The 23,193-nt window shown below is 67.1% G+C and carries 19 protein-coding genes; 10 read left to right on the top strand and 9 right to left on the bottom strand.

Going from position 1 to position 23,193, the window contains the following annotated elements:
• Window positions 1-18: 18 nt before the first annotated feature.
• Together AC6CHY_RS17975 and AC6CHY_RS17970 are read left to right on the top strand one after the other, a co-directional pair.
• Window positions 19-363 (top strand): TadE family type IV pilus minor pilin, encoded by a 345-nt coding sequence (locus AC6CHY_RS17975; RefSeq protein ID WP_217390244.1) that lies wholly within the window; start codon window positions 19-21, stop codon window positions 361-363.
• Window positions 360-752: an Rv3654c family TadE-like protein gene (locus tag AC6CHY_RS17970; RefSeq protein ID WP_217390246.1), complete on the top strand. Its 393-nt coding sequence runs from the start codon at window positions 360-362 to the stop codon at window positions 750-752. The genes AC6CHY_RS17975 and AC6CHY_RS17970 overlap by 4 nt, the downstream gene beginning before the upstream one ends.
• Window positions 753-787: 35 nt before the next feature.
• On the opposite strand, the gene AC6CHY_RS17965 is transcribed toward AC6CHY_RS17970, so the two are convergent.
• Both AC6CHY_RS17965 and AC6CHY_RS17960 read right to left on the bottom strand, forming a co-directional pair.
• Window positions 788-3,133, bottom strand: coding sequence for a DEAD/DEAH box helicase (locus tag AC6CHY_RS17965; protein ID WP_498227661.1), 2,346 nt, complete (start codon window positions 3,131-3,133; stop codon window positions 788-790).
• A 103-nt stretch (window positions 3,134-3,236) separates the two neighbouring features.
• Complete coding sequence (locus AC6CHY_RS17960; protein WP_217390252.1) at window positions 3,237-3,905, bottom strand: GNAT family N-acetyltransferase; 669 nt, start codon at window positions 3,903-3,905, stop codon at window positions 3,237-3,239.
• A gap of 137 nt (window positions 3,906-4,042) precedes the next feature.
• On the opposite strand from AC6CHY_RS17960, the gene trhO reads away from it, so the two are divergent.
• Complete coding sequence (gene trhO, locus AC6CHY_RS17955) at window positions 4,043-4,960, top strand: oxygen-dependent tRNA uridine(34) hydroxylase TrhO (protein ID WP_217390356.1); 918 nt, start codon at window positions 4,043-4,045, stop codon at window positions 4,958-4,960.
• Between the two features lie 120 nt (window positions 4,961-5,080).
• On the opposite strand, the gene AC6CHY_RS17950 is transcribed toward trhO, so the two are convergent.
• The 3 genes from AC6CHY_RS17950 to AC6CHY_RS17940 all read right to left on the bottom strand — a co-directional run bounded on the left by AC6CHY_RS17950 (window position 5,081) and on the right by AC6CHY_RS17940 (window position 7,610).
• On the bottom strand, window positions 5,081-5,773 hold the full coding sequence (locus AC6CHY_RS17950) for an HNH endonuclease signature motif containing protein (protein WP_498227658.1): 693 nt from the start codon (window positions 5,771-5,773) through the stop codon (window positions 5,081-5,083).
• Window positions 5,761-6,879, bottom strand: coding sequence for a hypothetical protein (locus AC6CHY_RS17945; protein WP_254456296.1), 1,119 nt, complete (start codon window positions 6,877-6,879; stop codon window positions 5,761-5,763). Before AC6CHY_RS17945 ends, AC6CHY_RS17950 begins: the two co-directional genes overlap by 13 nt.
• Before the next feature lie 146 nt (window positions 6,880-7,025).
• Window positions 7,026-7,610: a GNAT family N-acetyltransferase gene (locus AC6CHY_RS17940; RefSeq protein WP_254456297.1), complete on the bottom strand. Its 585-nt coding sequence runs from the start codon at window positions 7,608-7,610 to the stop codon at window positions 7,026-7,028.
• Here AC6CHY_RS17940 and AC6CHY_RS17935 point away from each other — a divergent pair.
• From AC6CHY_RS17935 to AC6CHY_RS17915, 5 genes are all read left to right on the top strand, one after another.
• Window positions 7,609-9,279 carry a DUF7059 domain-containing protein gene (locus AC6CHY_RS17935; protein WP_217390256.1) on the top strand — a complete coding sequence of 557 codons (1,671 nt, stop codon included), beginning with the start codon at window positions 7,609-7,611 and terminating at the stop codon, window positions 9,277-9,279. The genes AC6CHY_RS17940 and AC6CHY_RS17935 overlap by 2 nt on opposite strands.
• A gap of 11 nt (window positions 9,280-9,290) precedes the next feature.
• Window positions 9,291-9,935, top strand: coding sequence for an ArsR/SmtB family transcription factor (locus AC6CHY_RS17930; RefSeq protein ID WP_217390258.1), 645 nt, complete (start codon window positions 9,291-9,293; stop codon window positions 9,933-9,935).
• Window positions 9,936-10,070: 135 nt separating this feature from the next.
• Window positions 10,071-12,854, top strand: coding sequence for a type I DNA topoisomerase (gene topA / locus AC6CHY_RS17925; RefSeq protein ID WP_217390260.1), 2,784 nt, complete (start codon window positions 10,071-10,073; stop codon window positions 12,852-12,854).
• 47 nt (window positions 12,855-12,901) lie between these two features.
• Window positions 12,902-13,927 (top strand): Ppx/GppA family phosphatase, encoded by a 1,026-nt coding sequence (locus tag AC6CHY_RS17920; RefSeq protein ID WP_217390263.1) that lies wholly within the window; start codon window positions 12,902-12,904, stop codon window positions 13,925-13,927.
• Window positions 13,928-13,950: 23 nt separating this feature from the next.
• Entirely contained in the window at window positions 13,951-14,790 is an 840-nt protein-coding gene (locus tag AC6CHY_RS17915) for a sugar phosphate isomerase/epimerase family protein (RefSeq protein WP_217390265.1), read from the top strand.
• A gap of 272 nt (window positions 14,791-15,062) precedes the next feature.
• Here the strand turns inward: AC6CHY_RS17915 and AC6CHY_RS17910 are convergent, their stop codons facing one another.
• The 4 genes from AC6CHY_RS17910 to AC6CHY_RS17895 are packed head-to-tail and all read right to left on the bottom strand — an operon-like array spanning window position 15,063 to window position 21,392.
• A complete protein-coding gene (locus AC6CHY_RS17910; protein ID WP_498227655.1) occupies window positions 15,063-18,167 on the bottom strand; it encodes a glycoside hydrolase family 2 TIM barrel-domain containing protein in 3,105 nt (1,034 codons plus the stop codon).
• Entirely contained in the window at window positions 18,167-19,084 is a 918-nt protein-coding gene (locus tag AC6CHY_RS17905; protein ID WP_498227653.1) for a carbohydrate ABC transporter permease, read from the bottom strand. The genes AC6CHY_RS17910 and AC6CHY_RS17905 overlap by 1 nt, the downstream gene beginning before the upstream one ends.
• Complete coding sequence (locus AC6CHY_RS17900; RefSeq protein WP_498227651.1) at window positions 19,081-20,058, bottom strand: carbohydrate ABC transporter permease; 978 nt, start codon at window positions 20,056-20,058, stop codon at window positions 19,081-19,083. The genes AC6CHY_RS17905 and AC6CHY_RS17900 overlap by 4 nt, the downstream gene beginning before the upstream one ends.
• Window positions 20,055-21,392, bottom strand: a complete 1,338-nt coding sequence (locus AC6CHY_RS17895) for an ABC transporter substrate-binding protein (protein WP_498227649.1) — start codon at window positions 21,390-21,392, stop codon at window positions 20,055-20,057. The genes AC6CHY_RS17900 and AC6CHY_RS17895 overlap by 4 nt, the downstream gene beginning before the upstream one ends.
• Window positions 21,393-21,542: 150 nt before the next feature.
• On the opposite strand from AC6CHY_RS17895, the gene AC6CHY_RS17890 reads away from it, so the two are divergent.
• Window positions 21,543-22,154: a TetR/AcrR family transcriptional regulator gene (locus AC6CHY_RS17890; protein ID WP_498227647.1), complete on the top strand. Its 612-nt coding sequence runs from the start codon at window positions 21,543-21,545 to the stop codon at window positions 22,152-22,154.
• Between the two features lie 113 nt (window positions 22,155-22,267).
• The gene (gene proC / locus AC6CHY_RS17885) at window positions 22,268-23,128 is read left to right on the top strand and encodes a pyrroline-5-carboxylate reductase (protein WP_498227646.1); all 861 of its coding nucleotides are present in this window, start codon (window positions 22,268-22,270) and stop codon (window positions 23,126-23,128) included.
• The last annotated feature ends 65 nt before the right edge of the window (window positions 23,129-23,193 follow it).

Genomic DNA, 23,193 nt, shown 5'->3' with positions numbered 1-23,193 from the left:
CGAAAAGGGGTAGACGCCGTGGCCAGGAATTCGCAGGCCGGCAGCAGCACGGCCGAGGTGGCCGTGCTGCTGCCGGCCGTGGCCATCCTGCTGGCCGTGGTCGCCGGGGCCGGGGCCGTGGGAGGTGAGCAGGTGCGTATTCAGCAGGCGGCCAGCGCCGCGGCCAGGGAACTGGCGCGCGGTTCCGATCCCGGTGAGGCCGTCGGCACCGCCCACCGCATTGCCGGGGGCCGGATCAGCGTCAGCTGTGGCCAAGGCGGCGGCTACGGCCATGTGGTGGTTCGTTCCGGGGTGGATCTGCCGCTGCTTGGCGAGGTCCAGCTGCGCGCCGAAGCCCGCGCCCGCACGGAGCAACAACCATGAGCCTGGCCCGGCGCGGTGAACGCGGCAGCGGGACGGTACTCATGCTGTCCGTGGTGTGCGTGGCCGCGCTGGCATTGGTGGTGGTGCTGATGTTCACGGCCGTTGCCCAGGCCGCCGCGAAGGCAGGCACGGCCGCTGACCTGGCGGCCCTTGCAGCGGCAGACGCCGCCCGCCGGCTGCTGCCGGGGGATCCGTGCGGTGTCGCGGCCAGCACCGCAACGGCCAATGCTGCCACCCTGACCAGCTGTTCGCGGCAGGGACCCGGTGGGGAAATCGTGACGGTGGCAGTTCATGTGGCGGTCTCGCCGGTGGGCTGGCTGCCGCCGGTGACCCGCGCCAAATCGGTGGCACGGGCCGGACCGCCGCCGCAACCCTGGCGCGGGCCCTGAACCTGCGTCGGCGAACCACCGCGGGCGGTGCGGGCCTATCCCTTTCGGACAGGCCCGGCCGCCCGTTGGGCTTCCTGAAGGATGGCCGTGAGGAGGCGAACGGCACCGGCCTTGTCCAGCGGGTTGTTCTTGTTTCCGCACTTGGGGGACTGCACGCAAGAGGGGCACCCGGTGGCACATTCGCAGGCGGCGATTGCGTCCCGTGTGGCGCCAAGCCAGGTGCGGGCTCTGTCGAAGCCGCGCTCGGCAAAACCGGCGCCGCCGGGGTGCCCGTCGTAGACGAAAATCGTCGGCATCCCGGTGTCCATGTGCAGGGCGGTGGACACCCCTCCGATGTCCCACCGGTCGCTGGAAGCCACCAGGGGAAGCAGCCCGATCGCGGCATGTTCTGCCGCATGCAGGGAGCCCGGGAACTCCTCGGGGGTGATCCCGGCGGCCAACAACCTTTTTTCCGGGATGGTGAACCACACTGACTTGGTGTGAAGGTCCCGGGCCTCCAATTCGAGTGGCTCCTCGGAAAGGATCTCGTTGCTCATGACCGACTTGCGCTGGAAGGAAACCACCTGGGTGGTCACCACCACGTCCCCGAAATTCGCGGCTATCGGCCCCCAAGCCTCGGAGCGGTCGGTCTCGATGACCTCTACGGTGGTGATGTCCCGGGCCTGGGTGTAGAAGTCGGGGTTGGCCCGGGTGACCATGACGCAGTGGTCCGTTTCGTTGAGCTCGTCGACCACGTAGGTGGCACCCTGGTGCACATAGATAGCGCCGTTGTGGGCCTGGTAGTGCGTTTGCGGAGAGTCCATGGTGCCCAGCAGCGCGCCGGTGTCGGTTTCGATGATGCTTACCGGCCCGCCGCCATCGGCACGCAGGTTCACCATGGAAGCGGCATGCTCGGGGTGCGTCCAGAACCAGCCGGCCGGACGGCGGCGCAGGAATCCGCGCTGCACCAAGGATTCGAGCAGGCCCTGCGCGGTGGGTCCGAAGGCTGCAAGGTCTTCGACGCGCAGCGGGAGCTCTTCGGCGGCTGCACACAGATGGCCCGAGAGGACGTAGGGGTTTTCCGGGTCAAAGACCGTGGCCTCGACGCCGGCCTCGAAAATGGCTTCGGGGTGGTTGACCAGGTAGGTGTCCAGGGGGTCGTCGCTGGCCACCAGCACGGCGAGCGAGTCCTGGCCGGCGCGTCCGGCCCTGCCGATTTGCTGGAAGAAGGAGGCGCGCGTCCCGGGCCAGCCGGCCACCAGCACGGCGTCGAGTCCCGCCACGTCAATGCCGAGCTCCAGGGCGGAGGTCGAGGCCACCCCGAGCAGGGTCCCGTTGCGCAGCGCGTTTTCGAGTTCCCGGCGCTCGGCGGGCAGGTACCCGGATCGGTACGCTGCCACCCGGTCGGGAAGCGAGGGGTGGACTTGGTCCACCATGGAGCGGGTGATCGTGGCGATGGTCTCTGCGCCGCGGCGGGACTTGATGAACGCCAGGGTCCGCACCTGGGAACACACGAGGTTGGCCAGCAGGTTTGAGGTTTCGGCGATGACAGTGCGGCGTGTCGGTGCACCGTTTTCCCCGTGCAGCTCCGTCAGCGGCGGTTCCCACAGGGCAATGGTCACAGAGCCCTTGGGGGAGAAGTCGTTGGTCACCTCGTGGGCCGCGGTACCGATGAGTCGGGAAAATGATGCCGCCGGATCCGCGCTGGTTGCCGAGGCGCCGATGAACACCGGGTCGGCCCCGTAGTGTGCGCAGATCCGGCGAAGTCGGCGCAGCAGATTGGCGATGTTTGAACCGAAAACCCCGCGGTATGAATGTGCCTCGTCGATGACGACGTACTTGAGCCGGCGCAACACCCGGGCCCACCAGGTGTGGTTGGGCAGGATCCCGAAATGCAGCATGTCGGGGTTCGAAAGGATGAAATTCGAGTGGTCCCGGATCCAGCGCCGCGCCGAGACCTCGGTGTCCCCGTCGTAGGCGGCGGCCCGCACGCTGGGCAGGCGGTAGCCCTCGATGGCCTTGAGTTGGTCGGCGGCCAATGCCTTGGTTGGTGCCAGATAGAGCACCGTGGCATCGTTCGGGACGAGGCTGGCCTGGTGCTCCAAGGAGGAGGTGTGGATCGCGTTGAGGGACGGAAGCTGGTAAGCCAATGACTTGCCCGAGGCGGTGCCGGTCGCGACGATGGTGTGATGGCCCTCGTGGGCGAGGTTGGCGGCCTGCACCTGGTGAAGCCAGGGGGTTGCCACCCCGGTGCGTTCAAAAGCGGTCCGCACTTCTGGGTGCACCCAGTCTGGCCACGGGCCCGCCAGTGCTTCCCTGGCTTCGATGGTCCTGGAATGGAGCAGCGCCTGGGGTGTTGGCCCGTGGCCGAGCAGGCCGATCTGTTCCGAGTAAGCGTTCACTGCTTCATTGTGGCATCACCCGGGACGTCTGGTTGCCAGGGCACAAAGAAAGTGGTGGGCCTCGCATCAGCGAGGCCCACCACTCCCGAGGCGCAGGGGCAGACTAGGCCTCTTGACGTCCTTCAAAGAGTACGACGTTGCCCAGATCGGTCCAACCGAGGGATTTGTAGAGCTGTTGCCCGTCGATGCTGGCGATCAGCAGCCCTTCCTCGACATCGTGTTCCAAGGCCAGGGAGACCAGTGCGCGCATGGTCAGGCTGCCCAGGCCACGGCGGCGGAAATCCGGAGCCGTGATGATGCGGTCAAAGATGGCGTAGCCGTTCACCGCGGACACGTGACCGCTGGCGGCCACGACTTGGGGATCCTCGTCCGGGTGGATGGAGACGTAGGCGTGGGTCTGGTCGCGTTCGATCTGGAAAGAGAATCCGTCGTAGGGGCGGGGCTCTTCGACATCGTGGCCGCTCATCTCCGTGACCATCAGGACCTCATCGGCATTGAGTACCTTGAGTCCGGCTGCGTTGGCAGCATCGATCAGCGAAGTGGTTTCGTCGGCGAACGCCGTCAGTCGACGCTTGGGGTGCTTGTGCAGGGTCTCGGCAACGGCCACCAATTCCTCATTGGAGGGCTCGTAAATGACATACTCCCAGTCACCCGAGGTGTCATGGCGCAGGGCGGCATGGACCCGGCCCTCGTGCCTGCTCTCGTAGCCTCTTGCACCAGCCCAGCCCGTAACCCATGTACCAATTAATTCATCGCTTGCAGAAGATCCCATATTCCGACCCTACCCCGTGAACTGCCTACATGCCGTGCATTTAGGCGAACTGTTGCAACCTTGAAACACAGCGTTCACCCGGTGATGGTTGCCACTTCATGCGCTCCACGTGGATTCTAGGCCATACCCTTAATAGCGTGTCGCAGAACCGAATTGTCTTGTATTACGCCTTTACCCCGCTAGCCGACCCAGAGGTCGTGCGCCTCTGGCAGCGAGCCCTGCTGGAGAGGTGGGGCCTGCGCGGTCGCATCATCATCTCCAGCCACGGCATCAACGGTACGGTCGGGGGTTCGATCAAGGACGTCAAGGCGTATGTGAAGGCCACCCGGGAATATCCGGCGTTCAAGAAAATGGACATCAAGTGGTCGGAGGGTTCGGCCGAGGACTTCCCCCGGATATCGGTCAAGGTCCGCGAGGAAGTTGTTTCCTTTGGCGCCCCCGGCGAATTGGAAGTTGATGAAAACGGCGTGGTGGGCGGCGGAATTCACCTGAAGCCCGAAGCCCTGCACGAGCTCGTCGAAACCAAGAAGGCCGCTGGCCAAGAGGTTCTGTTCTTCGACGGACGTAACGCCTTCGAGGCCCAGATCGGCAAGTTCAAGAACGCGATCGTGCCTGATGTCGAAACCACCCATGACTTCATTGCCGAGATCGAGTCGGGCAAGTACGACGACATGAAGGACCAGCCGATCGTCACATACTGCACCGGCGGAATCCGCTGTGAAGTGCTTTCGGCGCTCATGGTCAAACGCGGCTTCACCGAGGTCTACCAGATGCAGGGCGGCATTGTGCGCTACGGGGAAACCTACGGAGACAAGGGTCTGTGGGAAGGATCACTGTATGTGTTCGATAAGCGCATGCACATGGAATTCAGTGAAGATGCCCTGACCATCGGGAAGTGCGTGTGCTGCTCGGCCCCTACGAACAAATTCGAGAATTGCTCCAACCTGTCCTGCCGCAACCTTCGACTCTTCTGCGCGGAATGTGCCGCCAACGACGAACTGCGTCAGTGCCCCGAATGCGTCGCCGAAGCAAAGGATCTTGTCGAGGCGCAGTAGCTCGTTTCCAGGGTTCGGAATCAGCCAGATTCATGACCCAATGTTCGCGAAGCCTCACGGGCGGTTCGCTCCGGTTCTTGCTGGGACGGATCGCCCTTTTTCGTGCCCGGGGGCGGAGAACTAGAACAAGAGAGGTGCAGGGGTGCGCCAGTGGGCGTTGCGCCGCGGTTTTTGTTCGGGGTCCATGAAGATGGGCAGGATGACGCTGAAGAGCCCGTCAGAATCGCGGACCACGTCGATGAGTCCGGTGTGCCGGGCATGGTGGTGCCCGGAACACAGGGGTCGGCCGTCTTGGATGTTGGTGGTTCCGCCGTTGGCCCATGCGTCGTCGTGGTCGATTTCGCAATGTTCAGGGGGCACTGTGCAGCCGGGGAAGATGCAGCCGCCGTAGAGGCCGATGATCGCGGTGCGCATGTAGTCGGGGAAGAGGCGTTCCTCGCGGCCGAGGTCCAGGATTTGGCTCTTGCCGCCCATGACCAGGGGGAGGATGCCTCCGGTGCACAGGGCCTGTCGGAGTTCGGCGGGGGTGAGTGGTTGGCCGTGGGTGGTGATGCCGTGGCTTTCCGCCAGTCCGCGGAGCTCGTCGAGGGTGGCGATGACGAGGATCTTGGGGGAGGGCAGCCCGGTGGTCTTTTTCCCGGTGGCGGGTGTCCCGGCGGCCCTGATGAGGTTCATCAGTCCCTGGAGGTGGCGTTGGGGCGGGGTGAGTCCGTCGGCGCCGTAGGCGGTGGCGTTGGTGCCGGAATCGGGCGACCCGGACCTGTGGGCACCGTTCGGGTTCCCTGCATGCTTCGTGCCGTTTACGTTGGGCAAGGTGGCGGGATAGCCGGTTCCGTCGGGGTCCAGGGAGAGGTTCCTGACGGCTCTGGGTCGGTGAGCGGGGCGCCGGTGGCGGGGTCGGTGAGGAAGTCGGGGAACCCGGCGGCCGGCCCGTTGCCGTCGGGGCTGGTGGCCGACTGGGCGTTGGAGGCGTTGGGGCCGGTGACGGAGTTGGCGGCGAGGGCTTGTTGCAGGAGTCCATCGCGGTCCCCGGCCTTGGTCCGGGGGTTGTCGGTGCTGGCGCACAGGGCCAGCAGAGCCTCGGTGTCCCGCGGCAGGGTACGCAGCAGGAACTCGCCCAGCCCGCCGGTGGTCCCGCGGTGGAAGAGCCCGGTCCGGGTGCGCAGCACCTCCTCGGGCAGGTCCTCGGGTCCCCTCTCGAGGGATGTCTGGATCCCGGCCAGGAGCTTGGCGGTGGTGCGGGGATCCTCGCGGCGTACGGACTCGGCGACCCGGTTCTCGAGAGTCCCGGCGAGGATGGCGGCGTCGGGGTGCCCGTCGACGATGGGGGCGAGGGCCTCGAGCTTGCGGGCCGCGGCCCCGATCTGCCCGGGGTCGGCGGCGCCGCTGGCGAGGTCGCCGGCCAGGACGGGGAACCGTGGCGGGACGGGTTGGCCGTGGATGTTGGTGCCGGGCAGCAGCCGGTCGATGGAGTGGACGCGTTCGCGGGCCTCGAAAGAGCCGATGTGCAGGAAGCCGGCAAGGAATTCGGTGGTGTCGCGGAAGACGGGTCGTCCGGTCGGAACCGTGCGGGGGTCCTGCGGCAGGGCCGTGGTGCCGGCGAGGTAGCCGGAGGGGTCGCGGTGGATGGCCGCGAGGGCGTCGAAGGTGTCCTCGGGCAGTTCGTGGGCCAGGGTGCGCCGGGCGGTGTCGGCGGCCAGCAGCCTGGTGTGGGCGGCGGCGCGGTGCTCGTCCTCGGCCACCCGGGCGAACAGCGCGGCGCGGGTCGGGGAGGTGGTGTGTGTGGCGACGGCCCGAGCCAGCTCGCGGGTGATTTGCTGGGCCTGGACCAGGGCGCGCAGTTCATCGTCCGGTGACACGGGGTGTCCCGGGGCGCCGCGGGTGCCCGCGGCCAGTGCGATGAACTCGGTGGTGTCCATGCCCACCAGCATGCACCCGCATTCCACCGATGCGGACGGGCGATGCGGGGAACTGTGGATAACACCGCGGACGTCGTTCAGACCGGACTCGGCGAAGCCAGACCGGGACTATCCGGCAAGCCAGGAACGGCAGGCGGGGCGAGACGCTAGGAGGCCAGGGATTCCTCGGGCCAAAGTCCGGCGGCGCCGTCGCCCGGCTCGACCAGCTCGGTCTCGGTGCGGAAGACCCGGAGCCCTCGGGCTTCATAGTTGGGGATGGCGGCCGGACCATCCAGCGAACAGGTGTGCACCCAGACGCGGCTCACCGGGGGAAAGCCCCCGAACCGAGAGTCAAGGTCCCACGCGCGAGCAATGCCCTCCGTCAGCAGGACACCGCCAAGTCCGCGTCCGATGCAGTGCGGGAACAATCCGAAGTACCTGATTTCCACCCCGGTTCCGGAATCCTCGATGCGACCGGCCAATTCGACGTACCCGCCGGGCGCGCCGTCGACATAGAGGACGTGGGTCTCGGTGCCCGGGGTTTGCATCAGTGACTCCCACGCCGCGCGGGTCAGGGACAGCCGGTCGGACCAGTTCCAGCCGCTGCCAACGCCCCGGTACAGGAACCTGCTGAACTCCGGGGTGATCGCCGCGACCCGCTCGATCCGTGCTCCGGGCGGCAGGGAGCGGGAAGAAGGGAGAAGATCGCCCGGTGAGAGCTGCTGCAAGTAAGTGGTGGTGACCTCGATCATGGAATCAATCATAGGCAGGGCGGAACTCCGTTTTCCCCCGGTGGCTAGACTGGGAAGCGTGACTTCCATCGAAAACTTTTCCCAGGTCCCCGATGCCCCGCGCAGCGACGATGCCCGGATTCTTGAACAACTTGCCGGGGATTTGCGGCGGGCGGAATATGTCCACGAAGCGATCACGGAGTTCCTGGGGGAGAGCGCGCACGAGGCGCTCATGCGCGACCAGCTTATCCCGGCACTGCGCCGCATCGCCGCGCAGCCCGAGCCCACGGCGCTGGGCACCATCGTCGGGGTATTCATGCTGGGTGCCGTGTCCGGCGAGACCGAGCTTGCCGCCGCCTTCCCCGAGACGGGAATCGAGGGGCTGCGCCGGCTGGGACTTGTCGAGGATGCCGATGAAAGCGCGAGCCTCCGGGCACGGATCGACCTGCGCCCGCACGCCTCGGATGCGGACGGCGAGATCTGGGTGGCCAGCGACCTGGGCGCCCACCAACGTCCCGGCGTGCTGCGCCACGACCACGTGTTGGGGATCGGGCAGGCTTCCCTGACGCTTGCCCAGACGACGGTCCGCCCGCAGGTCGAGAGCGCCCTGGATCTGGGCACCGGCTGCGGGATCCAGGCCTTCCATCTGCTCTCGCACGCCCGACGGGTCGTGGCCACCGACATCTCCGCCCGGGCGCTGGGCTTCACCCGCTTCAACCTGCTGCTGAACCACCGTGCCCTGGACATCGACCCGGGGAACCTTTCGGCCCGTGTCGACCTGCGCCTGGGCTCCCTGCTCGAGCCCGTGGCCGGGGAGCACTTTGACCTGGTGGTTTCCAACCCGCCCTTCGTCATCACGCCGCGCACGGCCGGCCAGGACGACTCCGAGCGCTTCACCTACCGCGACGGCGGCATGCCAGGGGATTCCCTGGTCGCAACCCTCGTGCGCACCTTGCCCGGGATCCTGAAGCCCGGCGGCACCGCGCAAATGCTCGCCAACTGGGAAATCACCGGCACCGACAACCCTGAGGAAGAACCCGAATGGAGCGCCGGGCCGCGCTCCTGGCTGACCGGGGACACCGAGGCCTGGTTCATCCAGCGCGAGGTCGTCAGCCCCACCGGGTACGCCGAAACCTGGCTGCGCGATGCCTCGCAGGGGCGCGATGCGGAGGCCTTCGCCGCGCAGTACGGCGCCTACCTCGATGATTTTGCCTCCCGCAACGTCGCCGCCATCGGCTTCGGCATGGTGTGGCTGCGGCGGCCCGCCGCGGATGGCCCAGGCATCGGCAGGCTCTTCGAATCCATCGGATACCCCATCGAACAACCGATCGGCCCGTATCTGGCCCGGGACATTGCGGTGGCCGACGACCTGGCCGCCACGGAGGTGGGCGAGCTGCACCTGGTGGCGGCCGAGGACGTCACCGAGGAACGCCACCAGCGTCCCGGCGCCGAGCACCCCGGGGTGATCTTGTTACGCCAGGGGGCGGGTTTGCGGCGAACGGAAATATTGGATACCGCCCTTGCCGGCTTCGTGTCCGCATGCGACGGGGATTTGAGCGTATCGTCCCTAGTCGGTGCCCTGGAGTCGCTGATCGGCGGCGGCGATCCGGAGTTTTCTTCCCGGCTTCATGAAGGGGTTGTTCGGCTTATTAAGCGTGGCTTCCTTTTGGAGATGCGAAACAACCGCTAAAGTTTTTTCATATGAGCCAGAACACTTCCGCGGGACCAAGCGCCACCAGCAGTGGCCTGTCTCCGATGCCTGTCACCTCGGTGTCGATCAGCGACCCGCAAGCCATTCGCGCGCTCGCACACGAGGCGCGTTTGACGGTCCTCGAGGAACTCTTTGCCTCGCAATCCACGCGTACCGCAACCGAGCTTGCCACGCGCTGCGACCTGACGCCCAGCGCGATGAGCTATCACCTGCGCGCCCTGGAAAAGTATGGCTACGTGGTCCGCGCGGCAAGCGAGGGCGACGGACGCGAACGCCGGTGGAAGGCCGCCGGCGGCCAGCTTGTCCTGGGCTCGCTCTCGGATTCGACCAGCGCGAAAAACGCCTACCTGAACGTGCAGCTCAACGCGTTCCGCGATCGGCTCTCGGCGGAAATCGCGCGCCGTGACAAAGAACGCAAGGTGGGCAAGGAGCCAGAGCCCGACAGGGCGCCGGTGCTGACCACCGGCGTGGTGTTCCTCTCCGAGGTACAGCGCAAGGAGTTCATCGCCAAGGTCTATGGACTGCTCTACGAATACGAAGCCCTGGCCGAACCCGAGCAACGTGGTGTCGACGGTGAAAGGCTCTACTACATGCTTTCCTTCCTGCCCGAAATCCGTGGCGAGCAAGCCCACTGAAGCACCGTAGCCCGGAGCGGAAAACCGCGTCTTGGGGTCGCCGCTTGCCGTGGCGCGTAAAAATACGGCTAACCTAGAGCAGGGAATGTGCTGTGCGCCCACTTTGGTGCACCACTGGTTGCTAATAGGAGTGTTGTGCCCGCCAAGGCCAAGGAAAAGACCGGAATGAAACTCGTCATCGTGGAGTCTCCGGCAAAAAGCAAGTCAATCGCCAAGTACTTGGGCGAGGGCTTTGAAGTCGACGCCTCGGTGGGGCATATCCGCGATTTGGCGCAACCCGCCGATCTGCCCGCGGAAATGAAAAAGGGCCCCTACGGCAAGTTTGCCGTGGATGTCGAGAACGACTTCGACCCCTACTACGTGGTGTACCCGGACAAGAAAAAGCGGGTCGCCGAACTCAAGGCCAAGCTCAAGGGCGCCGACGCGCTCTACCTCGCAACCGATGCGGACCGCGAAGGCGAAGCCATCGCGTGGCACCTGCTCGAGGTGCTCAAGCCCAAGGTCCCGGTTTACCGCATGGCCTTCACGGAGATCACCCAAGAGGGCATCAACCGTGCCATGGAGAACATCCGCGAGCTGGACACCGACCTGGTCAACGCCCAGGAAACCCGCCGCGTACTCGACCGCCTCTACGGCTACGAGATTTCCCCGGTGCTGTGGCGCAAGGTGGCCCGCGGCCTGTCCGCGGGCCGCGTGCAGTCGGTGGCCACCCGCCTGGTCGTCGAGCGCGAACGCGAACGCATGGCCTTCCGCAGCGCCTCCTACTGGGACTTGACCGGCACCTTTGCCACCACTGCCGGCGAAAGCTTCGGAGCCAAGCTCTCTTCCGTCGACGGGGCACGCGTTGCCACCGGCCGCGACTTCACCGACCGCGGAGAGCTGAAGACGCCCAAGTCCGGCGCCGTGGCCCACCTGGACGAGGCCAAGGCAGCGGCCCTGGCAGAGGGCCTGAAGGACACCGACTTCGCCGTCACCTCGGTCGACGAGAAGCCCTACACCCGCCGCCCGGCCGCGCCGTTCACCACCTCGACGCTGCAGCAGGAAGCTTCCCGCAAGCTGCGCTGGAGCTCGAAGTCCACCATGCAGGTCGCCCAGCGCCTGTATGAAAACGGCTACATCACCTACATGCGTACCGACTCGGTGTTCCTCTCCAACGAGGCAGTGAACGCCGCCCGCAAGCAGGCCGCCGAACTCTACGGCGCCGACTCGGTGCCCGCAAAGATGCGCGCCTACAAGGGCAAGAGCGACAACGCGCAGGAGGCCCACGAGGCCATCCGCCCGGCCGGGGACTCCTTCCGCCGCCCGGCCACCGTCCGCGCCCAGCTCTCCGCCGACGAATTCAAGCTCTACGAGCTGATCTGGAAGCGCACCGTCGCCTCGCAGATGGCCGACGCCAAGGGCTTCACCGCGACCATCAAGCTCGCCGGCGAAGCCACCACCGGGCAGGTCGCGGAGTTCTCCGCCTCCGGCACCGTGATCACCTTCCGCGGCTTCATGGCCGCCTACGAGGAGGGCCGCGACGCCGCCCGCGAGGCAGAGGCAGCCGAGGCCGCCGAAGAGGCAAGGCTTCCGCAGCTGAAGGTCGCCGACCCGCTGGCGGGAACCGGCATCGACGCGATCGGCCACACCACGAGCCCGCCGGCCCGCTACACCGAGGCCTCGATCGTCGCCGAGCTGGAGGCCCGGGAGATCGGCCGCCCGTCGACCTTCGCCCCGACCATCTCCACCATCATGGACCGCGGCTACGTCACTAAGCGCGGCGGCGCCCTGGTCCCGAGCTGGATCGCGTTCTCCGTGGTGCGCTTGTTGGAAGAACACTTCGGCAAGTACGTCGACTACGACTTCACCGCGCGCCTGGAGGACGACCTCGACGAGATCGCCCACGGGCAGAAGGGCCGCACCGCCTGGCTCAAGGACTTCTACTTCGGGTCCAAGGAAAGCGGCGAGGCCGGCCTGGAATCGGTGGTCAACAACCTGGGCGACATCGACGCCCGCGCCATCAACTCCATCGACATCGCCCCGGGCATCGTGCTGCGCGTGGGCAAGTTCGGCCCCTACCTGGAAAAGCCGCTGCCGGCAGACGCCCCGGAGGGCACAGACCCGCAGCGCGCCAACGTTCCCGAGGACCTTGCCCCCGACGAGCTCACCGCCGAGAAGGCCATCGAGCTCATGGAACACCAGGGACCAAGCGAAAACGTGCTCGGCACCGACCCGGAGACCGGGCGCACCATCGTGGCCAAGGACGGGCGCTACGGCGCCTACGTCACCGAGGTCATCGTGGAGCCCACGGCCGAGGAACTGGCCGCCATGCCGGTCGAGTACTACAAGAACGGCAAGCCGAAGCCGCCGAAGAAGCCCGTCAAGGCCAAGCCGCGCACCGGTTCGCTGTTCAAGTCGATGACCGTGGAGTCCGTCACGCTCGAGGAGGCGCTGCGGCTGATCTCGCTGCCGCGCGTGCTCGGGGTGGATGCCGAGGGCGTGGAGATCACCGTGCAGAACGGCCGCTTCGGGCCCTACCTGAAGAAGGGCACCGACTCGCGCTCCATCGGTTCGGAGGAGGAGATCTTCACGATCACCCTCGAAGAGGCGCTGGAGATCTACTCGCAGCCCAAGCAGCGCGGCGCCCGCGCGGCGGTGCCGCCGCTGGCCGAGTTCGGGCCTGACCCGGTCTCGGAGAAGAACATCGTGGTGAAGGAGGGACGCTTCGGTGCCTACATCACCGACGGGGTCACCAACATCACGATCCCGCGCGACACCACGCTCGAGGAGCTGACCCGGGAGAAGGCCATCGAGCTGCTGGCCGACAAGCGGGCCCGCGGACCGGTCAAGCGCAAGACCGCCGCCAAGGCGCCTGCCAAGAAGGCACCCGCGAAGAAGGCGCCGGCCAAAAAGCCGGCGGCCAAGAAGACCGGCAAGTAGCCGCAGCGGCGGCAAGCGACAAGCGACAAGCGCGTGAAGGACACACCATGAGGCTGGGCGTACTGGATATCGGGTCGAACACTGTTCACCTATTGCTGGTCGACGCATATCCGGGCGCCCGCCCGGTGCCCTTTGCATCGCACAAGCGGGCGCTCTCGCTCGTCGCGTACCTCGACGAGCACGGGGCCATCAACGAGGCCGGGCAGGCCGAGCTGCTGGACTTCGTGCACGAGGCCGCGCAATTCGCGATCAACCACCATGCGGAAGACCTTTTGGCCTTCTGCACCTCGGCGATCCGCGAATCGGCCAACGGCGAGGAAGTGCTCGCGAGGGTCGTGGCCGAGACCGGTGTCCAACTCACCGAGCTGACCGGCGAGCAGGAGGCCGGGATGACCTACTACGCGGTGCGCCGCTGGTTCGGCTGGAGCTCGGACCGGATCCTGAACCTGGACATGGGAGGGGGCTCCTTCGAGCTCGCCCTGGGGGTGGACGAGTTCCCCACCACCGCCCACTCGGTGCCGCTGGGGGCCGGGCGGCTGACCCGCGAATGGCTGCCGGAGGATCCGCCCTCCATCAAACAGGTCAAGGCGCTGCGCAACCACGTGCGCGAGGTGCTCGCCGAGCCGGTGGCGGAGCTGGCCGAGTTCGGGAGGCCCACCGTGGTCACCGGAACCTCCAAGACCTTCCGCTCGCTGGCGAGGATCACCGGGGCGGCTCCCAGCGCGGAGGGCCCCTACGTCAAGCGGGTGCTGCGCGCCGAGTCGCTGAAGCTCTGGACCAACAGGCTCACCGCGATGAACTGGGAAGAGCGCGCCGAGCTGCCGGGGGTGTCGGCCATCCGGGCCCCGCAGCTGCTGGCCGGGGCCATCGTCGCCCTGGAGGCCATGAGCGCGCTGAAGGTCAAGTCCCTGCGCATCTGCCCGTGGGCGCTGCGCGAGGGTTTGATGCTGCGCCGCTTTGATCACGTACTTTTTGACTCCACCGCCCCGCTCAGTAGTAGCGTGGGTGTCGGAGAAGTCGCTTTGGGCCAGTCCTCGGCAATGTCGATGTCCCACGGCGGCAACGTTCTTTAGCTCAAAGACAAGGGGCACGTTCCATGGTCGAGTCAGGCAACAACAACAACGCCCCCATTCCCGTCGCGCTGTCCAGCGCCTCGGTCTACCCGCTGAACGTGCACGACGCCTTCGCCGTGTCCCACGACCTGGGCTACGACGGGGTTGAGGTGCTGGTCACCGGGAATCAGATCTCCCAGGATGCACGGGCCCTGAACCGGCTGGCCGAGCGCTACGAGCAGCCCATCATGGCCATCCACGCCCCCACGCTGCTGCTGACCCAGCAGGTCTGGGGCACCGCGTGGAACAAGATCGAGTCCGCCGCCGCGATGGCCGTGGAGGTCGGCTGCGACGTCGTGGTCGCCCACCCGCCCTTCCGCTGGCAGGGCACCTATGCCACCGAGTTCGCCACCGGCATCCGCCGCATCATGGAGGAGTACGGGGTGAAGATCGCGGTGGAGAACATGTACCCGTGGCGCGCGCGGGGACGCGAGGCGAAGATGTACCTGCCGCACTGGAACCCGATCCCCGAGCCGTACGAGTTCGTCACCTGGGACTTCTCGCACTCGGCGATCGCCGACATGGACTCCGCGGTGGCCTTCCGCGACCTCGGCTCCAGGCTCAGCCACGTGCACCTGTGTGACGGGATGAACAACGGCAAGGACGAGCACCTGGTCCCCGGCCGCGGCACGCAGCCGGTCATTGAGGCCATCGAATACCTGCGCGACTCGGCCTGGGACGGGGTGGTGGCGGTGGAGGTCTCCACACGCAAGGCCCGCGGCGCGGGGGAGCGGGAGACCTGGCTGGGCGAGACCCTCGAGTTCGCCCGCCGGCACCTTGCCCCTGCCACCGAGGCCGCCGAATCCGGGCGCTACTCGATCTAGCCGCACCGCGCGCGCAACCCGGCCGGCCGCGCCCGTCGAGAAGCCGTTGCCCATCCGGGGACGCGCCATAACCCCGCGTTCGGATCCTTTCCGTGATACCCGCCATTCCCGGTACTCGTTGGAACGCCACACCGGGAATGAAGGGGCGGAGGACCGACCGTCCAGCTGGACCGGGACGGCCGGGTATCCGCCGGGCACGATGCCATGCAAACGAGCCGTCAATACGGAACACCGTCTGGGCGGGCAGCGTCGGATGGATGGCTGCTGGCAGGTTACCGGGCATCTCCGATCCGCAGCGTCAGCGTCCGGGCCTCGGGGCGCAGCGCGTACTCCGGCCAGACATCCGGGCCGCAGGCCCTCGATCCCAGGCCGTGCTGGGCCGCATCAAGGTAGAGGTAGCTGTGCCTGCCCGGCGGCAACTCGTGGGGATGGGCCGCGGCGCCGAGCTCCTGTGCGGTGTGGCGTGCCAGGGTGAAACCGGGCAGGCGGCCGCGGGAATCCGCCACGGTGTCGATCGTCAGCCACGGTGCGCCGGCGTTGTCCAGCCCCAGGGAGCGGACGGCACTGCGGTGGCCGTTTTCCTGCGGCTTCGCGTAGGGCACGGCCAGATCCTCAATTGACGCGGCAAACCTCCCCACCAGTGCCGAGTGCATGCTGTCCGGATAGGATTCCCGGGGGCCGGTGCCGAACCAGGAGGCACCGTCGACCGAGCGGGGCAGGTCGAACCTGACCCCGACGCGCGGCCATACCATGTCCCAATCGGCGCTGGGCGCGATGTCCAGGCGCAGCCACAGGGCGCCGTCGGCCAGCCGCCACTGCTCCTCCACGGTCACGGATTCGGCGCGGTCCGCCGCGGCATAGCGGGTCCGCACCAAAACCCCTTCGGCGTCCGCCGCGACATGCTCGACGCGTGCAGCCAGGCGATCCAGGCCGGCCCTGCGCCAGACCGCGGCCGAGGACGGCGCCGGTGCCCCGTTTCCGTTGTTCCCCCAGGGGTCGACCTTTTCGTAGCTGCCGCGTTCGCCCCCTTCGTCGTTGTCGGTGGGGGCGCGCCACAGCTCGAGCCGCGGACCGGCCACGGGCAACCCGCCCAGCGACACGAGGCGCCCCTCCTCGAAGAACGCGGTTCCCAGCTCCAGTGTCGCTGCCACCCCCGAACGGGTTCTTCCCGCCGGGGCCAGGGTGCGCGGCACCTTCACCGGTGCCGCCGGGGCGCCGAGAGCCAGCTGGGCCGCGGAGACCACGTGCCCGGCGGGAGCCCAGTCGGTGTCCTGGCGCAGCACGGCCTCGACCGTGAGCCAGTGCTCGCCCGGAAGTGGGGCGGCGAATCCAGGCAGTTCCAGCCGCATCGATCCTCCTGCGGGCAGTGCCGTGCCGGAGGCGTCGGCCACCGCCAGTTCGCCGGACTCGCCGCGCACGCCGTCTACTTCGGTCCGCCACCGCAGCACGACGTCGGACGCGTCGGCCGTGTGCCGCAAGTTGGAGACGGTGATGATGGCGCCTGCGCCGGGCGCAATTCCGGCGGCCGTTGCGGTGCCGAGGCCCAGGCGGATGGGTGAGACGATCTGCTTGTATTCGAAGAGTCCCGGGCTCGGCGTCGAATCGGAGAAGACCATGCCGTCCATGACGAAGTTGCCGTCGTGGATCTCCTCACCGAAGTCGCCGCCGTAGGCGAAGAACTCGGTCCCGTCCGTGGTCCGGGTGCGGATGCCGTGGTCGCGCCATTCCCAGGCGAATCCCCCGTGCAACCGGGGATAGCGGTCGACAAGGTCTTCGTACTGGTCGATGGCGCCGGGGCCGTTGCCCATGGCGTGCACATACTCGCAGAGGATGAAGGGCTTGCTCCGCTGGCGTGCCGACTCGGCGGCGGAGCAGCCCAGCAGCAGCGCCCCGGAATCCTCCCGGCCGATGGCCTCGGTCTCGGGCACCGAGGCGTACATGCGCGAGTAGACGTCCGTGTAGGAGCCGGTGTAGTCGCCTTCGTAGTGAACGGGGCGCCCGGCGTCGCGTGCATGGGCCCACGCGGCCATGGCCGCGAGGTTGGCACCGGTGCCGGCCTCGTTGCCCAGGGACCACATGACGATGGAGGGGTGGTTCTTGTCGCGTTCGACTGCCCGCTCCATGCGGTCCACAAACGCCTCGCGCCAAGCGGGATCGTCGCTCGGGTTGCCCACCCAGTCCTGGGCATGGAAGCCGTGGGTCTCGAGGTCGCACTCGAGCACCACCCAGAAGCCCATCTCGTCCGCCAGGTCCAGCAGCCGGGGATGCGGCGGGTAGTGGCTGGTGCGGATGGCGTTTACGTTGAACCGTTTCATGAGGGCCAGGTCCTCGCGGGAAAAATCCTCGTCGAAGACCCGGCCCCGGTCCGGGTGGGTCTCGTGCCGGTTCATGCCGTGGAACACCACGCGCCGGCCGTTGACCAGGAAGCGGTCGCCCGCGATTTCAACCGTGCGGAAGCCCAGGCGCAGGGACACCGTCTCCGCCGCGCTGGACACCGTCGCAGCGTAGAGCCGCGGGATCTCCGCAGACCACGGTTCCACGGCATCGACCGCCACCGGGGCGACGTCCGCCGCGGAGTCCCAGGTGACGTCCACGCCCAGTTCCGGCACGAGGAGGGTCACCGGGAAGGCGCCGCTGCCTGCGGTGATTTCGGGATCGATGGTGCCGGCTCCGGTATCGGCCGATCCGCTGAAGGCCGTGCGCAGCCAGACGTCGTCGAGGCCGCCGGCCGGCCGCGCCTGCAGGGTCACATCACGGAAGATGCCCGGCAGCCACCACTGGTCCTGGTCTTCGAGATAGCTTCCCGCGGACCACTGGTGCACGCGCACCGCCAGCACGTTGGGGCCGGGGCTCACCGCTGCGGTGACGTCGAATTCCTGGGCGAGCCGGCTTCCGGTGCCGACGCCGATGGGCTCCCCGTTGACCCAGACCTTGTAGCGCGATTCGACGCCGTCGAACCTCAGCAGGATCCGTTCGGCCCCGGTCCACGACTCCGGAAGGTCGAAGCTGCGCCGGTAGTCGCCGGTGGGATTTTCATCGGGGACGAACGGCGGGTCGGTGGGGAACGGGAACTGGACGTTGGTGTAGATCGGGCGCCCGTATCGGCCCCCGCCTTCCAGGACCCAGTGGGCCGGAACCGGGATCTCGTCCCAGGACGAGTCGTCGTAGGCTTCCCAGGCAAGGTCCTCCACGGCCTCGCCGGCCGGGAGCACGCCGCGTCCGCCGGGAGTTCCGGGGGCGCCGGGGAGGAGACGGAACCGCCAGGTGCCGTTCAGCGACTGGGTGGGCGCGTCGCTGTGCAGCCACGACCGCGCCGCAGCACGCCTGCCCGATCCGGGGCCGGGGTCAACGATGTAGGACGCATCGGATGGTGACATTACTTGACTGCTCCTTCTGTGAGTCCGCCGCGCCACAGGCGCTGCAGGACAACCATGGCGATACCGAGCGGGATGAGCGACAGCAGGACGCCGCCGGTGGTCAGTTCGTAGAATTCGGGCAAGCGCTCGACCTGGCCCAGCCAGTTGTTCAGCCCGAGGGTAATGGGGTAGAGCCGGGAATCGGAAAGCATCACCAGCGGCAGGAAGTAATTGTTCCAGATGCCCACCAGCTGGAAGAGGAAGACCGTGACAAGCGCGGGCGTGAGCACGCGCAGTCCGATCGTGTGGAAGATCCGGAGTTCGCCGGCGCCATCGAGCCGGGCGGCCTCCATGAGCGAGTTATCGATGGTGGCCTGCGAGTAGATCCGGCACAGAAACAAGCCAAAGGGGGAGACCAGCGACGGCAGCAGCACGCTCCAATACGTGTTCGCCAGGCCGAGTTGGCTAAACAGCAGGAAGAGCGGCAGGGCGGTGGCGGTTCCCGGAACCAGCACCCCGCCCAGGACGGTCGCGAAGACCAGGTTCCGGCCGCGGAACTCGTACTTCGCCAGGGCGTAGCCGCCCGCGGCGGCGAAGTAGGTGGCCAGGAGCGCGCCGACGCCGGCATACAGCACCGAGTTCAGGAACCACCGGAGGAAGATGCCGTCGTCGTAGCGAAGCACTTGGGCGAGGTTGTCCCACAGGGCGAAGGTCGGCGCGAACCAGAATCCGTTGGTGGAAAAGAGATCCCCGGTCGATTTCGTTGACGCGACGAACACCCAATACACGGGGACGAGGAAATACAGGGCCGCCACCAGGAGCAGTGCGGTGACGACGATGGTGGAGGAACGCCGCTTCCCGGCCGAGCGGTCGGGACCCGCGGCGGAGGTGCGGACGGTCGATTCGCTGATCGAGGGAGGTGTCACGGTTGTGGTCATGATGACTTCCTGTTCGTGAATTTGAGGAAGGCGAAGGACAGGGCGAATGCTGCCACCGCGATGAGCACGGCCTGCGCGGCAGCGGCGTTGTAGTCGTTGTAGGCGAATGCCGTCGTATAGGCGCTGAGATTGGGGGTGTATTGGCTGTCGATCGCGGGGGCGACATTTTTCAGCACCTCGGCCTCCGCGAACAGCTGGAGGGTCCCGATAATGGAAAAGACCGTGGTGAGGACAAGGGCCGGCTTGATCAGGGGCAGCTGGATGTTGAGCGCCACGCGCAGGGCGGACGCACCGTCCACTTTCGCGGCCTCGTACAGTTCCACCGGTATGGCCTTGAGCTGGGCCACGATGATGAGCATGTTGTAGCCCGTATAGGTCCAGGTGACAATGTTCGCAATTGACCACAGGACGGTGTTCGCCCCGAGGAAATCGGGCGTCATCCCCACGAGGGCCGCTATGTCGAACAGGGGGCTGAGCCCCGGAACGTAGAGGAACGACCACAGGATGGTGGCAATGACCCCCGGTACGCCGTACGGCAGGAAGTAGGCGGCCCGGAAAAAGCCCGGCCACTTGGCCGAGGCCGACTCGAGTATGAGCGCGAGAACCGTACAGAGGGCGATCATGATGGGCACCTGGACGATGCCGAACAGCACCATCCGACCGATCGAAGCCAGGAAGCTGCCATCGCCCAGGGCCTGGGCATAGTTGCCGAACCCCGCAAATTCATTCCTCACGCCCGCTTCCCCGAACAGCCCGCTTCGGGTCACCTTGGTGAAGCTCGAGACGACAGCGACGAGGATCGGGAGAATGAAGGTCAACACAAAGAGCACCAGGAACGGTGCGAGCAGCAGCCAGGGCGCGCGTGCTGCGGTTTTCGGGTCTGTGCGGCGGGTCCGCGCCGCGGCGGCTTGCCCGGTCGAAGACTGCGCTGCGTGGCCCTGCCCGCTGGCGGCGGTGCCGGAGGTCGTCGTCATGCCGTTTCCTTTCGAATGCCCAGGCCCTTGTTCCTGAACGCGTCCATGATCTGTTGCTCGGCCGACACCACGGAGTCGACCAGGCTCGTTCCCGAGGCCTTCTTCCGGAAGCCGTCGCTGAGGATTTCAAATGACTGCTGGGTGATCGGCCACCACGACCAATCCGGGTTCTGTTGCTGCGCTGCCGGCACGAAGATCTCTTCGTTGTAGCGCTGGTCCATGAAGAACACGGAAGGGGCCCGCCGGGAAGTGCCGATGTAGTCCGGAGACGGCGACCACCCGATGCCGCAGTTGTCGATCTCCGCATCGATGCCCTCCTTCGAAGATGTCATCCACACCGCGAATTCGAGGGCCTCCCGGGGGTACTTGCAGTTGGCCAGCACGGCGGCAGTCGAACCGCCCAGGTAGCTGGAACCGAATCCCGAACCACCCCAGGTGGGCAGGGGCGCGACCCGCCATTTGCCGCTTCCGCCGCTGACTCCTTCGATGAGCGAGTCTCCCCAGCTACCGGTGGCGACGGAGGCTATGGTTCCCGCGGCCGCGGCCGCGAACCAACCGGGGGAGTAGGGGCGGAACGACGTGTTGACGAGGTCGTCGTTGATTGCCCGGTCGAAGAAGCGTGCGACCTTCATCGTGGCGTCATCGGTCATGTTGATGACCCAGCCCTCGTCATCTGCACGAAGCCAACCGGCACCCGCCTGTGCGGCAAAGGCCGTGAACACCGAGGCGTCGCTGAGCGGGAAGCAATCCAAATAGATGTCCTTCCGGCGGAGCTCGCGGGCCAGCATCTCCCATTCGTCCCACGTCCCCGGGATTGTCCCGCCCACCTGCTCAAGGAGGGCCGGCTGGTGGAACATCCCCATCGGCCCGGAGTCCTGCGGGATGCCGTAGACGCCGCCGGCGAAGCCGACCTGGCCCCACAGCGTCCGGTCGTAGTGCCGGGCGTAGTCGTTGGCTCCGTACCGAGCCAAGTCGACGAGCCCGTTCACCAGCATGAACTCGGGAATGGAGCGCATTTCGACCTGGCCGAGGTCGGGCCCGCCACCTGCGGCCAGGGCCGAATACAGCTTCTGGTAGCCGCCGCTGTTACCGCTCGGGATCCAGACCGTCTGCACCTGGACGCGAGGATGCGAGGCGTTCCAGATGTCGGCGACCTTCTGGGCGTCCTTGAGCCAGGTCCAGTAGGTCAGGGTGATCTGCTCGCCGCTTGCCGCCGGGGCCAGGACCGGACCGGAATTGACGGGGCGCGTGCCGGGGGTTGCGCAGCCGGTCAGCAGTCCTGCTGCCGCGCCGAGACCGGCGCCCAAGAGCTGTCGTCGTGTGAATCGGGCCATAATGCCTTTGCCTTGTCGGGTAGTGGTCGGGATGCCGCCGGATGTGAGGTGGGGCACTGCCGGGTTTTGACAGGGAAAGGCTAACACAAAATTCGAGCACTCACTCGAATTTTGTTTCGTGCTGCCGTCGCGCATGTACACTGGCAAGCCATGAGCACAAACGAACCGCGCCGGTCCTCTCGGCGGGGGCCCTATGCGAAATCGGCCGAACGTCGTCAGGCAATCCTTGTGGCCGCCCACGCCGTGTTCGCCGCCCACGGGTACCGCGGAGGATCGCTTCAGGACGTGGCCGACCGCGTGGGCATGAGCCAGACGAGCCTCTTGCATTATTTTCCGTCGAAAAGCGACCTGCTCCTGGCGGTGCTCAATTGGCGCGACTCGATTACCGGGGATGGCATGACGCCTCCCGACCCGGAGGAGGCGCTCGCCGACGGCGTCATCCGCCAGGCCCGCTTCAACGAGGGGATTCCAGGAGTCATCGAGTTGTATACGGTGCTCTGCGCCGAATCGGTCACGGAAGGCCATCCGGGCCGCGCGTACTTCACGGCGCGATTTGAGCAGCTGCGGCAGGAATATGCCCGTGACTTCAGCCAGCTGGCCGAGGAGGGGCGGTTGCGTCCCGGCGTGGAGCCGGCAATCGCCGCGGCATCATTGGTTGCCCTCTGGGACGGCATCCAGACCCAGTGGCTGCTGTCACCCGAAAGCGTCGACATGGCGGCATCCCTGCGCAGCTACCTGGACCTGGTCATCCTCCCCAAATAGGCCCGAACGCCGCGACGAAGCGACTGACGTGACCGTGAGAAGGCGACTGACCTCGTTGGCCCTGAAACCCGGTTCGCCGGTTGGCGGAGGGGCAGCCGTGGAACAATGGGCAGATGACTTCAGTGCTTTCGACTTCCTCCCTGCCAGCCAACAGACTTGCCTTCCTGGGCACCGGATCCATGAACGGGGCGGTGCTGCGCGGCATCATTGCCACCGGCTACAGCCCCGAGGCGATCGTGGCAACCCTGCGCAGCGACGACAAGGCCCAGGCCCTGCGCACCGAAACCGGTGTCACGGTGCTGGTCGGGGAGCAGGACCCCGAGTCGAACGTCAAGGCAGCCAGGGACGCCGACATCGTCTTCCTGGGCGTCAAGCCCGTGGGGATCGCCGCCCTGTGCGACGAGATCAGGGACGTGCTCAAGCCCACCGCCGTGGTGGTCTCGGTGGCCGCCGCCATCACCATCGAGATGATCGCCGCGCACCTGGCCCCGGGCCAGCCGGTCGTGCGCTCCATGCCCAACACGCCGCTGAAGGTGGGCGCCGGCGCGGTGGGCCTCAGCGCGGGGGAAACCGTCTCCGAGGCGGCGCTGGCCGCGGTCGTGGACCTGTTTGCCGGTTCCGGCGTGGTGCACGTGGTCCCCGAATCCCAGCAGGACGCCGTCTCCGCGGTCAGCGGCTCCGGACCCGCCTACGTGTTCTACCTGGTCGAGGCCATGGCCGCCGCCGGGGTGGAGCTGGGCCTGGATGCGGCGCTGGCCACCGACCTGGCCCGCGCCACGGTCGCCGGGGCTGGAAAGATGCTTGCCGACGCGCAGGCCGACCCCTCCGCGCTGCGCAAGGGCGTGACCAGCCCCAAGGGCACCACCGAACAGGCCATCGCCACCTTCGACGCCGAGGGCCTGCCGGGCATCATCGCCCGCGGGGCCGCGGCCGCCGCCGCCCGCGCCGCGGCGATCACCAGGGAACTGGCCTAGCAAACACTGAAGTCCCCCCGGAAGGCCGGCGGCCTGCGGGGGGACTTCGTGCTGCCCAAGGACCC

It is taken from the genome of Paeniglutamicibacter sp. GQ140 (assembly GCF_059759235.1).
Note: the sequence above shows the minus strand (reverse complement) of the source record. Positions and strands in the feature narration are given on the sequence as shown.

What these genes read in the sequence shown, in the direction of transcription:
- AC6CHY_RS17970 (WP_217390246.1), top strand. Translation starts at nt 360, where the DNA reads ATGAGCCTGGCCCGGCGCGGTGAACGCGGCAGCGGGACGGTACTCATG.
- AC6CHY_RS17960 (WP_217390252.1), bottom strand. Translation starts at nt 3,905, where the DNA reads ATGGGATCTTCTGCAAGCGATGAATTAATTGGTACATGGGTTACGGGC.
- AC6CHY_RS17945 (WP_254456296.1), bottom strand. Translation starts at nt 6,879, where the DNA reads ATGGACACCACCGAGTTCATCGCACTGGCCGCGGGCACCCGCGGCGCC.
- AC6CHY_RS17935 (WP_217390256.1), top strand. Translation starts at nt 7,609, where the DNA reads ATGGAATCAATCATAGGCAGGGCGGAACTCCGTTTTCCCCCGGTGGCT.
- AC6CHY_RS17940 (WP_254456297.1), bottom strand. Translation starts at nt 7,610, where the DNA reads ATGATCGAGGTCACCACCACTTACTTGCAGCAGCTCTCACCGGGCGAT.
- AC6CHY_RS17930 (WP_217390258.1), top strand. Translation starts at nt 9,291, where the DNA reads ATGAGCCAGAACACTTCCGCGGGACCAAGCGCCACCAGCAGTGGCCTG.
- AC6CHY_RS17920 (WP_217390263.1), top strand. Translation starts at nt 12,902, where the DNA reads ATGAGGCTGGGCGTACTGGATATCGGGTCGAACACTGTTCACCTATTG.
- AC6CHY_RS17915 (WP_217390265.1), top strand. Translation starts at nt 13,951, where the DNA reads ATGGTCGAGTCAGGCAACAACAACAACGCCCCCATTCCCGTCGCGCTG.
- AC6CHY_RS17910 (WP_498227655.1), bottom strand. Translation starts at nt 18,167, where the DNA reads ATGTCACCATCCGATGCGTCCTACATCGTTGACCCCGGCCCCGGATCG.
- AC6CHY_RS17905 (WP_498227653.1), bottom strand. Translation starts at nt 19,084, where the DNA reads ATGACCACAACCGTGACACCTCCCTCGATCAGCGAATCGACCGTCCGC.
- AC6CHY_RS17900 (WP_498227651.1), bottom strand. Translation starts at nt 20,058, where the DNA reads ATGACGACGACCTCCGGCACCGCCGCCAGCGGGCAGGGCCACGCAGCG.
- AC6CHY_RS17895 (WP_498227649.1), bottom strand. Translation starts at nt 21,392, where the DNA reads ATGGCCCGATTCACACGACGACAGCTCTTGGGCGCCGGTCTCGGCGCG.
- AC6CHY_RS17890 (WP_498227647.1), top strand. Translation starts at nt 21,543, where the DNA reads ATGAGCACAAACGAACCGCGCCGGTCCTCTCGGCGGGGGCCCTATGCG.
- proC (WP_498227646.1), top strand. Translation starts at nt 22,268, where the DNA reads ATGACTTCAGTGCTTTCGACTTCCTCCCTGCCAGCCAACAGACTTGCC.